Genomic DNA, 15,826 nt, shown 5'->3' on the forward strand with positions numbered 1-15,826 from the left:
ATTCAAGATTCAAAATCTTCTCAACTGTTGATGTTCTTGATTTTTCGGATTATTTCTCTTTAACTGGCTCTTCTGATTCCGGACCATTTCCTTTAACTGGCTCTTCTGATTCCGGATTTGAGTTCCTTTGCAAGAGCTTCCAGCCTTTCGTTTACGTCTTTTCCTTCCTCTATAATCTTGACAAAAGCCGAGCCGACTATAACTGCATCTGCTCCGGCGTCTCTAACTTCTGCAGCCTGTTTTCCTGTTGAGATCCCGAATCCCACAGCCTTAGGAAGCCCGGTTTCTACTCTGGAAAGCAGCTCTCTGGTGGAGGATGAGACATCTTCCCTGGCTCCAGTGACCCCAAGCCTCGAAACAAGGTAAAGGAAACCTGATCCTCTTTCCAGGATTTTCTGGATTCTTCCCTCGGTTGTTGTAGGCGCAATTAGAAAGATCAGGTCAAGCCCGTGCTTTTCGCAGCTATTTTTCAGGTCAGCCGCTTCTTCTACAGGGATATCGGGTACTATCAGTCCGCTTATTCCGGCATCTGCAGCCTTTTCCACAAATTTTTCCACTCCATACCTGAATACAGGGTTGTAATAGGTCATGCAGACAAGTGGAATCCCAACATCCAGGGTTTTAATGAGCTCAAAATAACGCTGTGTATCCATGCCTGCTGCAAGTGACCTCTGTCCTGCCACCTGGATTGTCGGGCCGTCCGCTACAGGGTCTGAAAAGGGGAAACCGAGTTCTATGATATCCGCACCTCCGTTCACCAGAGCTTTTACAATCTCCCCGGTTTTTTCTGAGGACGGGTCTCCTGCCATTACGTAACAGATCAGAGCACCTTCCTTTTTCTCCCTGAGTTCTGAGAATTTTTCGGAAATTTTTTGCCTTTCCATTTTAGATCCCTCCTCTCAGGCTAAGGACGGTTTCCAGATCCTTATCGCCTCTTCCAGACAGGTTTACAACCACTACATCTCCCAGTTCTCCGGCTTCTGAGGCTTTCTTCAGGTAAGCAAGGGCATGGGAAGATTCCAGTGCAGGAATTATTCCTTCATGCCTGCTCAGTTCATGGAAAGCTCCAAGTGCTTCATCATCAGTTGCATATCTGGCTGTAACCCGGCCGATTTCGGACAGGTAAGCCAGTTCAGGCCCTACCCCTGAGTAGTCAAGCCCTGCGGAAACGGATTCGGATTCAAGGATCTGCCCGTTTTTATCCTGCAGTACTTTTGTTCTTGCACCGTGCAGGATACCTTCTTCTCCTGCACAGAGAGAGGCTGAGTGAAGGGCGGCTTTTTCCGTACATTTAAGGGCTTTTCCTCCGGCTTCGACAGCAATCAGTTTGACATCCTTATCCTCAATAAAGGGGTAGAAGATCCCCATTGCATTACTTCCGCCGCCTGCACAGGCAATAATGGAATCAGGCATACACCCTTCTTTTTGCAAAATCTGTTCCTTTACTTCACGACCTATAACGCTCTGGAAATCCCTTACTATTACAGGATAGGGATGAGGCCCTACAACCGATCCTATGAGGTAATGCGTGTTTTCTATGTTCGTGACCCAGTCCCTGAAAGCCTCGTTAATAGCATCCTTAAGGGTTTTTGAACCGGATTCCACGGGTACTACTTCAGTGCCCATGAGTTCCATGCGGTAGGCGTTCATCTGCTGACGTTTGACATCCCTGGCCCCCATGTAGACAACAGTTTCAAATCCGAGATTTGCCCCTGCCATAGCTGTTGCAGTCCCATGCTGTCCTGCACCGGTTTCGGCAATCAGCCTGGTTTTTCCCATGTATTTTGCAAGCAGGGCCTGTCCTATTGCATTATTTAATTTGTGGGCCCCTCCATGCACAAGGTCTTCCCTTTTGAGGTAGATCTTTGACCCGTACTTTTTGCTCAGGTTCCTGGCAAAATAAAGAGGTGTTTCCCTGCCTGCAAAATCCCGCAGGTAATGGTCAAGTTCGGCAAGGAATTCAGGGTCATTTTTATACCGTTCGTATCCCTCTTCCAGCTCTTCTAAGGCCGGCATGAGGACTTCTGGTACGTACTGCCCCCCATATTTCCCGTATTTTCCTTTTACCTGGCCTGTCTGCCCGTTTTTCAAATTCTTCTGCGAACCTGCGAGTTTATTTAAGTATGAGTCCTTTGCAGGAAATTCTGAAACTTTAGTTTCTGTCAATTCAATTACTCCCTTGTCTTTTTGATGAATCCTGTAACATAATTTTGATATCGCGTTTGTAAGCGTAGTTTTTGAATACACTTTGAATGAATATTGAATGAATTTTAAATGAATTAGAGTGGATTTTCCAACCTGTCCAGTCAGGCTAAAAGCTCCGAAAAGTCTGGAAAAACAGTTAATAACGCCAACCAGCGCCCTGGACGAATTCTTTCGTTTTATCAAAAACAGAATCACTTTCCATAAGTGCGGAACCTATCAGCACGGCATCCGCGCCTGCCTGAATTACCCGTCTGACATCCTGTACGCTGTTCATCCCACTTTCGCTTATTATAAGGTGCCTGGTTCCGTGATCAAGGTCACATTCCCGGATAATGGGAGCCAGCTCTTCTGTGGTTCCGAGGTTGATTTTAAGGGTCTCTAAGTCCCGGTTATTAATTCCTATAACTCTTGCATCGGTTTCCAGAGCTAAATCGAGTTCTTTCCTGTTGTGGACCTCTACCAGAGGCTCCACTCCTTTTTTAAGGGCAAGCTCAACAAAAGTCCCGAGTTCTTCTCCAAGGATACCTGCAATCAGGAGTACAAGATCACTTTGAGCTTCTTCAAGCTGCACCCTGTCAATAATGAAGTCTTTCCTCAGGACAGGCAAGCAGACCTTACTTCTAACTGAGTCCAGGTTTTCAAGTGATCCCCTGAACACCCCAGGCTCGGTCAGGACTGAAACCGCAACAGCTCCGGCTTCTTCCATCTCCCATGCAAGCTCAGCAGCCGTTGCAGGTGGAATATCCCTGAAAGTTCTCCCTGGCGATGCGGGCTTGACCTCTGCAATTACAGGCACCCTACCATCGGCTTTTGCGTCTGCCACAGCCGAGATAAAGTCCCTTTTCTCAAATCCCATCTCCTGGCTTTCACTGGAGGTCTGCGGCCCAAGGGCCTGTATACGGGTTTTTGTTGTGTTGAGGATGTGAAGAATTGAAGCGTGCATTATTTATCACTAAAGTATATTTTTGTACATCAACGTCTAATGAAGTACTTTGTATAAAAAGGTTTTGGATAAGCACAATATGAACTGAAATTCTTATTTCGTAAAAGTCGCAAATCCTTGTACTCAGTTAAACATATTTTGGATTTTAAGAATGGAGTTTATTCCTTGCTCATTTCCAACACTGCACTACTTCTCACTTATTCAGAACAGGAAGAGAAAATCGCAAAAATGATTCTGTTTTGAAGGAACTGCTAACGTGTTTGATTTTCGTTTTTTACTCCATTGAGTAAGGAAAGTTAGGAATTATTCAAGTATAATATCAAGGTATTTGTTGCCAAAAATCATTATTGAGATACTGAAATTACGGATCAATTTCTGAACTGCAAATTTGAAGTTATATTTTATATCATTCCTTCAAATTTAAATAAAAAACTTTATAAATTAGGATAGTTGTAAATTACTAACATTTTTTTATATAAATATGAAGCGAAATATAAAGGAGGACCTTAAAATAGAATATCGAAACGCTAACAAATTTAGGATAACGTTACTATTTTTTATTATCCTTTTTCTGGGATTAATGAGTGCATCAGTTACGCACGCTGAAAGTTATAAGTTTGTTACCAAATGGGGTTCTTATGGTGATGGTGCTGGACAATTAAATCATCCACGTGCCATTGTTGCAACTTCATCTGGATATATTTATGTTGCCGATACAGACAATCATCGGGTTCAGGAATTTAATAACAATGGCAAATTCATTAACCAATGGGGCTCTACTAATGATATATCACTGGGGTATGTAATCGGTGTTGCTGTAGATTCTTCAGGTAACGTTTATGTTACTGATACTAACAATCGCATTGTGAAGTTTGACAAAAATGGTAATTTCATTACAAAATTTGGTTCTTATGGAAGTGGCAATGGACAGTTCAAAGATGTTCATGACTTTTGTTTAGATTCATCTGGCAATATTTATGTTGTCGATACGGGCAATAATCGAATTCAGAAGCTCGATAACAATGGAAATTACTTGACCCAGTGGGGTTCTTATGGCAGCAGTAATGGGCAATTCAAGAATCCCATTGATGTTGCCTTAGATTCTTCGGATAATGTTTATGTTGCTGACAAAGATAACCATTGCATTAAAAAGTTTGACAGTAGCGGCAATTATCTAATGCAATTCGGTAATTCTGGCAATGGCGATGGACAGTTTAATAACATTATAAGTGTTTTTGTTGATTCTTCTGGCGATATTTATGTTTTGGACATAGGGAATACTCGCATTCAGAAGTTTGACAGTGACAGCAATTATCTAACACAGTGGGGTTCCTATGGGACAAATGATGGGCAATTCAGAAACCCTGAAGATGTTGCTGTAGATTCTTCAGGCAATGTTTATGTTGCTGATGCTGACAACAATCGCATTCAGAAGTTTGCTCCAGTATATCCACCAGTAACTAATTTTGTCAGCAATGTTACCACAGGCTATGCTCCCCTGACAGTAAAGTTTACTGACACAAGTACAGGAACACCATTTTCCTGGAAATGGAACTTTGGAGATGGGGCTTCTTCAACGGTAAAGAATCCGATACATACATATTCCAAAGCAGGAAAATACACCGTAAAACTTACTGCAACCAATGAAGGGGGCAACAGTACTGCAACAAAAACAAATTATATAACTGTCAAAACGACTACTGTAAAACCGGTTGCATCTTTCTCTGCATCTCCAACATCAGGGAAAGCGCCATTAACAGTAAAATTCACAGATAAAAGTACAGGAACGCCGACTAAATGGAAATGGACTTTTGGTGACGGAGCAACTTCAACAAAACAGAATCCAACTTATAAGTATTCAAAAGCAGGAAAGTATACAGTGACACTTACGGTTACCAACGCAGCAGGTAGTAATACGGTAACAAAAACGAATTATATAACAGTAGTAGCAAAACCTGTTGCTGCATTTTCTGCGTCACCAACCTCCGGAAAAGTTCCATTAAACGTTAAGTTTACTGACAAAAGTACAGGAACGCCGACTAAATGGAAATGGACTTTTGGTGACGGAGCAACTTCAACAAAACAGAATCCAACTTATAAATATTCAAAAGCAGGGAGTTATACTGTTAAGTTAACAGTAACGAATGCTGCTGGAACTAACACTAAAACTATTTCTAAGTATATTACAGTGAAAAGTAAATAATATTGTTGACGAGTAACCAATGAAAATAAGCAAGGTATAAAAGGCATTCAAATTCTATTGAATATAATCCTTTTAACCTTGCTTTAAATTTTTGAGAGATATATAAACTTTCTGTTTTATTCGTTAATCTCCAAGTCATATCTTGAAAAAACTGGCTCTTCGCCATTCCCTATGGATAAGATGATTTTCAATTCAAGGTCGCATTGGTTTTTATGGGGACATTATGAGGATATCCACACAAAAAAAAGAAGAGCTAAAGAACTACAAGAATTTCAAGGAAATCCTAACTTATCCTCTTCAAATTGTATGAATAAGTAAATTTCATGTATTTGTTGAAAATTTAAGAACTTAACTAAGTCTAAGAAACGTATACACACCTGGGTATAAAAACAACAGCAGTAAGCTAACAATGTCCTAAACTCAAAATTTTACATATAATGCTTAATGCATGTGATTTTACCTCAGGAGTGCAGAAGTCCAAAAACATACTGAGGTATATAAATGAAAAAAATTAAATTTGATAAAACATGCAGAAGACATTTCCTCATTAAAGCTTTGGGAATTACGGCACTTACACTTTTAATGTTGGTGAGTATCACAGGTGCAGCACCATTTGCATATATTGTTAATAGTGCTGGACCTGCTGGCGACGGGGGAAGTTTTTCAGTAATTGATACCGCTACAAATACTATTACAGCTACCGTATCTGGAAATCTAGATGGTCCAGGAGTTGCAGTAAATCCAGCAGGAACAAAGGTATATGTTACAAACTCAGGTTCCTACAATGATCCGGGAAATACTGTCTCTGTAATTGACACCACGAAAAATAAGGTTACAGCCACGGTAAAAGTAGGAAATGGTCCTTATGGAATTGCAGTAAGTCCTAATGGAAAAAAGGTATATGTTACAAACTCAGGTACCTATAATGACCCGGGAAATACTGTCTCTGTAATTGATACTGCAACAAATAAGGTTACAGCTACGGTAAAAGTAGGAAATGGTCCTTATGGAGTTGCAGTAAGTCCTAATGGAAAAAAGGTATATGTTACAAACTCAGGTACCTATAATGATCCGGAAAATACTGTCTCTGTAATTGATACTGCAACAAATAAGGTTACAGCTACGGTAAAAGTAGGAAATCGTCCTCATGGAATTGCAGTAAGGCCTGATGGAAAAAAGGTATATGTTACAAACTCAGGCACCTATGATAATCCCAGCTATGCTGTCTCTGTAATTGACACAGCAACAAACAAGGTTACAGCCACGGTAAAGGTGGGCCTTGCTCCTGAAGGAGTTGCGGTCAACCCGGCCGGAACAAAGGTATATGTAGTGAACTCCGGCGACCCTGCAGAAGGTTGCTTTGTCTATGCTATTGACACAGCAACAAATAAGGTTACAGCCACCGTATCTGCTGGAATCTTTAATAACGGGGGAATTGAAGTCACTCCAGATGGAAAAAAAATATATGTGATAAATTGGGGAGAGACTGATGTTGGATATGGTATCACTGTAATTGACACAGCGACAAACAAGGTTACAGACTTTGTGGAGAATGGATTTCATCCTTATGCTTTCGGACAGTTTATAGGTCCTTCAGTAACACCTCCAAAAAAACCGGTTGCAGCTTTCTCTGCATCTCCAACCTCCGGAAAAGCACCATTAAACGTTAAGTTTACTGACAAAAGTACAGGAACGCCGACTAAATGGAAATGGACTTTTGGTGACGGAGCAACTTCAACAAAACAGAATCCAACTTATAAGTATTCAAAAGCAGGAAAGTATACAGTGACACTTACAGCAATAAATGCTAAAGGCAGTAACACGGCAACAAAAACGAATTATATAACAGTAGTAGCAAAACCTGTTGCTGCATTTTCTGCGTCACCAACCTCCGGAAAAGTTCCATTAAACGTTAAGTTTACTGACAAAAGTACAGGAACGCCGACTAAATGGAAATGGACTTTTGGTGACGGAGCAACTTCAAGCAAGCAGAATCCAACTTATAAATATTCAAAAGCAGGGAGTTATACTGTTAAGTTAACAGTAACGAATGCTGCTGGAAGTAACACTAAAACTATTTCTAAGTATATTACAGTGAAAAGTAAATAATATTGTTGACGAGTAACCAATGAAAATAAGCAAGGTATAAAAGGCATTCAAATTCAATTGACTATATTCCTTTTAACCTTGCTTTAAATTTTTGAGAACCTTTTTAACTTTCGATTTTAACACCTATTACTCGTTTCTCTCAAGCAACACTAAGCCCACATTGTCTGAAGTCCTAAAAGCAAACTTATTTTGCAGGGTCAAGTGCTCATATCTGTCTGGAGAAAAAATTAATGAATTAATGTACCACAAAGACAAACCTGAATTATTGCAGTTTTTCTCTGGGGTTCAGTTCGAAAGATGTTGTTCTTACTGTAACATTTCAATATGCATTACTGAGTTTTTGGATATATTATAAGTATCAGATAAATCCTGCGGAGTTTCACTCTTATGTGGGCAGAAGGTCATTTGAAACTCTCTGATAACCCTCAGCATAATTAATTTAGTAAAAATAATGTAACTATTCAGGTAGCCTTGTTAAGGCTACACAATTTTTCCTCGTTCCGAGGAAAAATTGGATATAAAATGAACCATTTTCTTCCTTGATGAAACGTGAAGAGATTCTTGCTTTGTGTGCTTCAAACCCTGAAGTTATTGCTTATATTATAAGTCTTGAATCTCAAATTAAAGACCTCACTGAAAGATTGCAAGTTTTAGAATTTCGCTTAAATCAAAACAGCCGAAACAGCAGTAAACCTCCTTCTAGTGACTATATTTCCAAAGGAAAACCTAATCCAAAAAGTCTCCGTAAACAGAGTGGCAAGAAACCTGGAGGTCAAGAAGGTCATCCAGGAACAACTCTCGAAATGGTAGATAATCCTGATTAGGTAATAGAGCATTCTTTGAACTGTTGCGAAGAATGCGGCCAGAATCTTGAGGATGTTGAAGTTGAAGCTTATGAGGTAAGACAGGTTTTTGATATTCCGCCTGTAAATCTTATTGTTACAGAACATCAAAGTCAGATTAAGATCTGTCCTTGCTGTGGAAGGTTAAATAAAGCTGAATTTCCAGAATCAGTAAATTCCCCAGTTCAATATGGTCCTAATATCGTAGCTTCAGCAATTTACTTTAAAAATCACCATTTCATTCCTTATAAAAGGATTTCTGAATTGTTTCATGATGTAATGGGGATAAAAATCAGTTCTGCTACCATTATTGAAGCAGAAAGAGAATGTTTCCAGAACCTTGAAGAATTTGAAAACGTAATTCGAGAAAAGTTACTCTCTTCTCCTGTTATCCATTGTGATGAAACTGGAATGAAAGTTCACGGAAAAAGACATTGGCTTCATGTAGCTTCTACTGACAAATACACTTGTTATTTTGCTCATCCGAAAAGAGGATCAGAAGCTATTGATGCTATGGGAATTCTTCCAGAGTTTAAATGGGTAGCAGTTCATGATGGATGGAAACCTTACAACGGTTATAATTGTGATCATGCTCTTTGCAATGCCCATCTCCAAAGAGAACTTATTGGAATTGAGGAGAGTTATAAACAGCAATGGGCTAAAGATATGAATGAGCTGTTATCTGAAATGAAAAAGTATACTGATGAGTGCAAAGAGCAGGGCAAATATCTGGATTTTGAACAAGTTAAGGCATTAGAAAAAAGGTTCGATACTGTAGTCGCGAAAGGAATTGAAGAAAATCCACCTTCTCTAAATCCTGAAAGACAAGGAAAACGTGGTATGTATCCAAAAACCAAAGCAAGGAATCTGCTTGATAGGTTTATAGAACATAAAGAAAAGATTCTGAGATTCCTGAAAGACTTGAAAGTTCCGTTTGAGAATAATCAAGCAGAAAGAGATGTCAGGATGATGAAACTACAGCAGAAAATATCAGGAACTTTCAGAACTACACGGGGAGCGGAAGCTTTCTGCAGAATTAGAGCATATATTTCCACAATAAGAAAGAATGGTTTACCTGTTTTAGAGGGTATTCTCGCGGCGCTCAAAGGAGCGCCGCTAGCTATACCCTGAATAGTTACAAAATAATTACAGAATTCTTTACATAAGATCAATGAATGGTGCCGCAGCACACAAGAGGATTTTCCTTGAGTGCCATGGCGAACATTATATATATCTTAACCTGATGTATGCTCCAGATTGAGGTGCAGCCGTGGAAACAAAGACTGTTAAAATTAGTGCCGAGCTCTACGAGGCGCTTGATTTTTGTAGAGACAGAAATAGTGACAGTGCCTGGGAGTCAAGGAGCACGATAATTAGAAAACTATTAGCTCGATACGATGACACCTGCCAGCTTATACACGAAAACGGTAGCTACTGGTTCGTCATTAATGGCAGGAAACGAAGTTTCCCGGAGCTCTCGCATACTACGGAGAATGTGAGAATCACGCAGGGCCTTCATGACAGGCTCAATGAAGCGAAAATCCACCCTGATGAAACAATAAATACTGTTTTGCAACGTTTGTTGTTTTCGTACTATGGCAACAAACTGGTTTATCGTATTAACATAAAATCCAGCAATAACAAGGACAGCCAGGATTTAATATTTTTCATGCACGAAGTACTTCTTACAGAACCAAAATTTAATAACGCATTGTTTGTCGAAGTTGTAAATGTAGAAAATTACCCGGAAATAAAAAGCAGATACGAAAAAAGCACGTTACCTCTATCGATATTGTACGATTTTGAAGACCATGAAGTATGGCGCATGGAAGGAAAGCACGATTTATATGAGGTAAGAAGAAATTTAGAGTCCTTTATCGATTCATTAGAAGAGTTTATTGATTGACGTGCGGCTGGAGCTTGCAAACAGGCGATTCTCCGCACCTCATTTCAGAAAGCTTTTGAATATATTTTCCTTTTTATGTGATAGCAGTGGACTAACATATTATATGGTCCAATACAGACATTTTAACCATAACAACCCGTAGTTGAACCTTAACTTTTTTTTCTTTTCAGGATTTGTTATTTTCAGGATTTGTTATTTTCAGGATTTGTTATTTTCAGGATTTGTTATTTTCAGGATTTGTTATTTTCAGGATTTGTTATTTTCAGGATTTGTTATTTTCAGGATTTGTTATTTTCAGGATTTGTTATTTTCAGGATTTGTTATTTTCAGGATTTGTTATTTTCAGGATTTGTCCTTTTAAGAAGTTTCCAATTGTCACTGGAGCCACTGAGTTTTCCATTTAATCTATTCAAATATAAATAGGCTCTAGCCGTGCCGAGAAAAAAAACGTATGCTAAAAACATCGGCCAGTTCAGCCGGAAATAATACCATCAGGTTTCCTGCGAACCGCAAAAAAGAAAATTAATCTGCCGACAAGAAATCGGCTTAAAGCAATTAAATTATAAACCTGTATCTCTGACCTGAATATCTGGCAATGTGAATATTTGCTAAAAATCTGCTTGTTGAGCTTGCAAATTTAGTAAGATCCTCTTATTTTAGTATTGCAATCTCAGTCAAAAAACTCTGTCATTGCTTTTACACTTTTGAACATCTCGACAATCATAGGTGTAGTACTATTAGGTTCTCCAAGTGTCGAGTTAGCAGCTTCGATCATACTGTCAGGGTATCCGATGCTTGAATTAAGCCGTCCCATGTTCTCGTTTAAGGAAACCACGGAATTTTCCATCTCACTCAAATTTTCAGGGTCCGATTCCAGCACACCGAGTATGGAATCCGTTGTTGCTATGCCTGCTTCTGTCCCTTCGATTGTAGGCTGCAGAAACGGATATTCCTCAACGCGGGCGTTCAGGGTTCCGTTTATGAGGTTAAGGTTGAGGTCAAGCATCTGAAGCATGGATGTGAGAAAACGGAAGTTCAGACCTATTTCCTGATCCATCAGTTCATTTTCGTTATACGTTGACGCGAAATTTGTTTCATTGTTTTCATCTTCAAAATTAGTCTCCGCTACGTCAGTTCCTGCTAATGAAATTGGAAGCGTTAACAAAATAACCAGGAAGCATGTAGCTATCCTCAGGCAAAAAACCTTGGTTCTGTTCATAAAAATTTCCCCCACTATTACCTGTCCAGTTTAGTAAAATTACTCCCTGTCTAAAAATACACCTAATAGTCTATAAAAACGCAACGATTTATTTAAAATAATGTAGAAAGTAGAAAACCTTCATAAAGAGAAATTCAAAGAGTTATGTCAAAAATTACTGTCCTGTAGCTATATTTTTATTGGAGTGAACTGTAAACTATAGGAGAAAGTAATGTAAAAAATCACAGTTTATCTAAATGTAAAGAAAGACAGGACTATATAATGTACTCATAATATAATGTACTCATAATATAATGTACTCATAATATAATGTACTCATAATATAATGTACTCATAATATAATGTACTCATAATATAATGTACTCATAATATAATGTACTCATAACTGGAATTTCACAAATTTTTCAGATAAGCAGTAGCCCGTTTTGCCAATCATTGATTATTCTGGTAGCAGTCCGTGTTTCGTCCACTTCACCTTTTTTTTGCAGGAAATTGCACTGTTTGCCTATCAGTTCAAGCACATCATAGGAAGTCTCATCTTTGATTATAACACTATAGAAGGATTCAAGGACCGTTTTATTTTCGGCAAGCATTTTTTCAATTATCTCCAGAGCGACACCGATTTTGTCCTTAAGATGAGTTGCATCCTTTATTCCGAGCAGGCCCTGCAGGTACTCGTCTTTTTCATCAAAAGGAATCACTCCAGGTGTATCGATAAACATGATGCGTGAGCCTGCATCCACATGCTGGACGCCTTTTGTGTGGCCGGATATGGGAGACGTGCTTGCCCGGTGCCGACCTGTAACGCCGTTGATTACTGAAGATTTGCCAACATTGGGATAGCCCAGGGTGCCGACAAGAACATCCTGCCCTTTTATATCGGCTTTCACAGCGGCCGACGCAAGGATCTGGTGCCTCAGCATCGTTGTTCCGGACCGATCCTTGCTGGAAACAAAAACTACAGGTGCAATTTTTGAGAGAGGGGCTTTGGTTTTTTCAAGTTTTTCTCTTGATACAAGGTCGGATTTATTGAGTACTATAATGAAAGGTTTGTTCAAGCGGATTATCTCGCGCTCAACTTCACTGTTTCGGGTCTCTTCAGGAAACCTGGCATCTATTACTTCAAGAAGGACATCAGCTTTTTTGATAACATCTTTTACAAGGGCTTTGTAGCTCGCCATATGCTCTGGCTATGGCACAAGCTGGTATATAAGATAGTGAGTCAGGTTCAAAAGAGAGAAGATCGAGGGTTCGGCTTGTGAACACGGGCATGGGCATGTGTAAGTTCATGAATATTGAGTTTTGAGTAAAGCTGCAGTTTGCGGCTTTATTTTTCTTATTTTTTCTTTTTAATATCTCATTTTACTCTGCAAGCTTCGCTGCGTATTCTGCAGCGTAAAAGGCAAATATATCAAAGTCTCTCAGGTTTTCAGCAAGCAGTTTTCTTAATATGTCAAGATCTACCTCTTCATAAACATGGACCAGGATATTTCTGAATCCAGCAGAAAATGAAAATTTTTCTGCGAACTCTTCAGGAATTATTTCGTATCTGCCAAGAATCCGAAACACACTCCTATAATCTTCAGGCCTTTCAAGCCCCTCTTTTGAGATAATGATTTCTCCTATGTCAATAGCACATTCAATTGCAAGTTGAAAATTTCTCTACTGCGGAACGCTTTTCATAGTTGCTTTCAAGGTTCAGGCTTTCGGGATCTATTGATTTAAGGTAGTCTACGCAACGCTGCATAAAGCTCAATTTTCTATATGGATTAAAAGTCAGCACTGCCATTAATCCAATTATAAGGAGTTTGAGGTTTTCAGACAGCTTCTGTGTCAAGATGATAAAAACGCTTATATTGTAAAAAAGTAATAAGACATACACTGTAAGTTAATTTCAATAGTTTTGACAGACTCATAAAAGACAAAGAAACAACAGAAACGGAGGACGTAAAATGAGTGGAGACGAAATGGATAAAAAGCGTAAGAAGATCGCAAATAAAATAATTAGCGATATGACGATAGACGGTGCTTCCAAAGAGGACCTAAAAATTCAAAAGAAAACAAATAAGGAATTATTAGGACATGAAGGCGAAGTGGAACTTTAATATTTTTTCTCTGTAACTGACATGCAATTGTCGAGTTACTTTCTGATATTTTTTGTATTTAGTCAAATACCCCGAAGTTGCTGTGGGGTAAATCAACGCATCTTTGATTTAATCTTTCTTTCATTACTTATTTCATTTTTTAATATTTTACATTTACTTTGCGAATCTTGCTGCAGCTACGAATTTTACAGCATAAAAAGCAAATTTATTAAAGTCTTTCAGGCTTTCAATAAGTAATTTTCTTATAGCCGTACAAAATGAGTAATTATATTTGCCGGATGTTGTCAAAAGGATGTTGTCAAAATGAATTTTGAATTGAGAAAGTGGAAAAAAACCGATGCTGAAAGCTTTTTCAAGTATTCCAACAATACAAAAATTGCAAAAAATATGAGAGATTCTTTTCCCTCCACTTTAGATGACTGCAGAAAAACTGTAGAAAGCTTTAGCTGTAACGATGAAACACAGCAGTGCTGCAGGGCAATTATTGTGAACGGAGAAGTTGCAGGGAGCATTGCATTATTCCTTAAAAATGATGTTTATTGTAAGAGTGCAGAGATTGCATACTGGCTTGGCGAACCTTTTTGGGGCAGGGGAATAATGAGCGAAGCAATAAAACAGCTTTGCTGGGCAGCTTTTGAACAGTATGATATTGTCCGGATATTTGCAGAGCCTTATGCACAAAATATCGGCTCAAGAAAAGCTCTTGAAAAAGCCGGATTTGTTTTAGAGGGCATAATGAAGAAAGGAGTCTATAAAAATGGTAATTTCTTTGATTATTGCATGTATGCTCTTGTGAAATAACTTGTGAAATAACTTCTGCCTTGTCACTGGTACCAATATTCTCAAATCCGAATTTTAGAGAAACTTTAATTTCTAATTGATCAACAACTCAAGCGACCTTCGAAGGAATTGAGTATGCTCATAATTCACGGTTATGCTTTTTTTCATTTCCTAATCGAATGGTCCGTACGATGAAGAATATTAATGTGCCAAATATGATTATCAAAAAAATAGGTAAAAAAATGACTGACAAAGGCTGTACAGTTACAGTATGATAATTCAGGTAAAAGAATATAGCTAAGATCTCGACTTTCATGAATATAATTAGATTCCTTGTACTGAGGTACACAGCTTCTTTGTTTTCCTCGGTTATTTGAACAGGAACATTCCACATCTGTGGGAAAAAAGATACTACAGTAATGAAAGTATAAAGCAAAATACCTATGGCTGGTAAAATAAGGGTTTGATATTTACTTCCCCATCTATCGATTTCACCCAGCGCATTATAGTGCATAGGAACTTGTTGAGGAATTTGGTCCCACTGAGTGTAAATAAAAACGATCATCCCGACTAAAAATAGAAGTCCTATAATTTCCAAAACAAGTTGGAGTTTAGTATACTTCAATTTCATAGTGAGATTCTCCCTAATAAACAAAACACAAGCTTCTATTGCTCGTATTATCTGTCTTTGGCACATGCCTTATTTTATAACATGCCCTATTTTATACCCTATTTTATAGTAAAAGGGGACAAACTCTTCAATTGTACAAAATATATAGGCAGTATATAGCGCTAATGTACTTATAACTTATTTCTACAAGAAGCTAAAAATGGAAGGGGAGATCGTTTTAGATCTCCTATTCAATAGTCCCTTCTTAAGTATCTTCACTGTGATCTCTTAAATTGATCTCTTAAATTGATCTCTTAAATTGATCTCTTAAATTGATCTCTTAAATTGATCTCTTAAATACGTGACCATCTTGCAAAGTACGGCATTCCTTCTTCATACACACCAGTGATATTTTCTGTGGTAACATTTTTTGTATCAAAAGATGTGTCTATGAACTGATTATTTCCTATGTATATTCCCACATGAGTGGCAAGCCAGTATATTCTGCCGTTTTGGGGAACGTCCTTTTGCCAGAAGATCACATCTCCCGGAGCTGGAGAGCTTGTATTTACATAATCTGTATTATTTTTCATATCAGGTACTTTCTGGAAAAATATGTCTTTGGCGCCTACCTGGCTGTATACTTGATATACTAAGTGAGAACAGTCAATGGCAGTTGTATTATTGCCCCCATGTACGGATTTAACTCCAAGCCAGTTGTTTGCGGCTTCTAATGTTGCGTTTTCTGAGGTTCCAACAGGAGCTGCTGCTCCAAGGGGTATGAATGCTATTAAAATAGCCAGAAGGAATGTGACTATTAATCTTTCTTTACTTATCTTCATTTTTTCTCATCAATATCCGTGTTTTTACCAGTGTCGAGTAATCATCAAGGATTCAATAATTC

General features: G+C 38.6%; 14 protein-coding genes and 2 pseudogenes. 7 read left to right on the plus strand and 9 right to left on the minus strand.

Translation table 11 applies throughout. From position 1 onward, the window contains the following. Window positions 1-92 precede the first annotated feature (92 nt). From trpA to MSVAZ_RS11230, 3 genes are all read right to left on the minus strand, one after another. Entirely contained in the window at window positions 93-884 is a 792-nt protein-coding gene (trpA, locus tag MSVAZ_RS11220; protein WP_048121019.1) for a tryptophan synthase subunit alpha, read from the minus strand. A 1-nt stretch (window position 885) separates the two neighbouring features. Further along, window positions 886-2,166, minus strand: coding sequence for a tryptophan synthase subunit beta (gene trpB, locus MSVAZ_RS11225; RefSeq protein WP_449288752.1), 1,281 nt, complete (start codon window positions 2,164-2,166; stop codon window positions 886-888). 175 nt (window positions 2,167-2,341) lie between these two features. After that, window positions 2,342-3,148 (minus strand): indole-3-glycerol-phosphate synthase, encoded by an 807-nt coding sequence (locus tag MSVAZ_RS11230; protein WP_048121022.1) that lies wholly within the window; start codon window positions 3,146-3,148, stop codon window positions 2,342-2,344. 580 nt (window positions 3,149-3,728) lie between these two features. On the opposite strand from MSVAZ_RS11230, the pseudogene MSVAZ_RS21855 reads away from it, so the two are divergent. The 5 genes and pseudogenes from MSVAZ_RS21855 to MSVAZ_RS11260 all read left to right on the plus strand — a co-directional run. Then, a pseudogene (locus MSVAZ_RS21855) lies at window positions 3,729-4,457 on the plus strand (6-bladed beta-propeller); the annotation flags it as partial. Next, window positions 4,434-5,351 (plus strand): PKD domain-containing protein, encoded by a 918-nt coding sequence (locus MSVAZ_RS21270; protein WP_394297489.1) that lies wholly within the window; start codon window positions 4,434-4,436, stop codon window positions 5,349-5,351. The pseudogene MSVAZ_RS21855 and the gene MSVAZ_RS21270, both read left to right, overlap by 24 nt. Before the next feature lie 501 nt (window positions 5,352-5,852). Then, the gene (locus tag MSVAZ_RS11245; protein ID WP_052727961.1) at window positions 5,853-7,460 is read left to right on the plus strand and encodes a PKD domain-containing protein; all 1,608 of its coding nucleotides are present in this window, start codon (window positions 5,853-5,855) and stop codon (window positions 7,458-7,460) included. Window positions 7,461-7,999: 539 nt separating this feature from the next. After that, a pseudogene (tnpC, locus tag MSVAZ_RS11255) lies at window positions 8,000-9,433 on the plus strand (IS66 family transposase). 139 nt (window positions 9,434-9,572) lie between these two features. Further along, window positions 9,573-10,208 (plus strand): hypothetical protein, encoded by a 636-nt coding sequence (locus MSVAZ_RS11260; protein ID WP_048121023.1) that lies wholly within the window; start codon window positions 9,573-9,575, stop codon window positions 10,206-10,208. 670 nt (window positions 10,209-10,878) lie between these two features. Here MSVAZ_RS11260 and MSVAZ_RS11265 read toward each other — a convergent pair. The 4 genes from MSVAZ_RS11265 to MSVAZ_RS21280 all read right to left on the minus strand — a co-directional run bounded on the left by MSVAZ_RS11265 (window position 10,879) and on the right by MSVAZ_RS21280 (window position 13,216). Continuing rightward, the gene (locus MSVAZ_RS11265) at window positions 10,879-11,427 is read right to left on the minus strand and encodes a hypothetical protein (protein ID WP_048121026.1); all 549 of its coding nucleotides are present in this window, start codon (window positions 11,425-11,427) and stop codon (window positions 10,879-10,881) included. 404 nt (window positions 11,428-11,831) lie between these two features. After that, window positions 11,832-12,608, minus strand: coding sequence for a GTPase (locus MSVAZ_RS11270; protein ID WP_048121028.1), 777 nt, complete (start codon window positions 12,606-12,608; stop codon window positions 11,832-11,834). A gap of 181 nt (window positions 12,609-12,789) precedes the next feature. Then, window positions 12,790-13,071: a type VII toxin-antitoxin system HepT family RNase toxin gene (gene hepT / locus MSVAZ_RS21275; RefSeq protein WP_332310050.1), complete on the minus strand. Its 282-nt coding sequence runs from the start codon at window positions 13,069-13,071 to the stop codon at window positions 12,790-12,792. Then, window positions 13,067-13,216 (minus strand): hypothetical protein, encoded by a 150-nt coding sequence (locus MSVAZ_RS21280; protein ID WP_232316072.1) that lies wholly within the window; start codon window positions 13,214-13,216, stop codon window positions 13,067-13,069. The genes hepT and MSVAZ_RS21280 overlap by 5 nt, the downstream gene beginning before the upstream one ends. Window positions 13,217-13,379: 163 nt before the next feature. Here MSVAZ_RS21280 and MSVAZ_RS20385 point away from each other — a divergent pair, with 163 nt between their 5' ends. Continuing rightward, window positions 13,380-13,532 (plus strand): hypothetical protein, encoded by a 153-nt coding sequence (locus tag MSVAZ_RS20385; RefSeq protein ID WP_156151061.1) that lies wholly within the window; start codon window positions 13,380-13,382, stop codon window positions 13,530-13,532. A 303-nt stretch (window positions 13,533-13,835) separates the two neighbouring features. Then, window positions 13,836-14,333 (plus strand): GNAT family N-acetyltransferase, encoded by a 498-nt coding sequence (locus tag MSVAZ_RS11280; RefSeq protein WP_048121030.1) that lies wholly within the window; start codon window positions 13,836-13,838, stop codon window positions 14,331-14,333. A 118-nt stretch (window positions 14,334-14,451) separates the two neighbouring features. On the opposite strand, the gene MSVAZ_RS11285 is transcribed toward MSVAZ_RS11280, so the two are convergent. Together MSVAZ_RS11285 and MSVAZ_RS11290 are read right to left on the minus strand one after the other, a co-directional pair. Next, window positions 14,452-14,943, minus strand: a complete 492-nt coding sequence (locus tag MSVAZ_RS11285; protein ID WP_048121032.1) for a DUF1648 domain-containing protein — start codon at window positions 14,941-14,943, stop codon at window positions 14,452-14,454. A 332-nt stretch (window positions 14,944-15,275) separates the two neighbouring features. Further along, window positions 15,276-15,764, minus strand: coding sequence for a C40 family peptidase (locus MSVAZ_RS11290; protein WP_048121034.1), 489 nt, complete (start codon window positions 15,762-15,764; stop codon window positions 15,276-15,278). Between the last annotated feature and the right edge of the window lie 62 nt (window positions 15,765-15,826).

Origin of the sequence: Methanosarcina vacuolata Z-761 (assembly GCF_000969905.1) — an archaeon.
Classification (GTDB): Archaea; Halobacteriota; Methanosarcinia; order Methanosarcinales; family Methanosarcinaceae; genus Methanosarcina; species Methanosarcina vacuolata.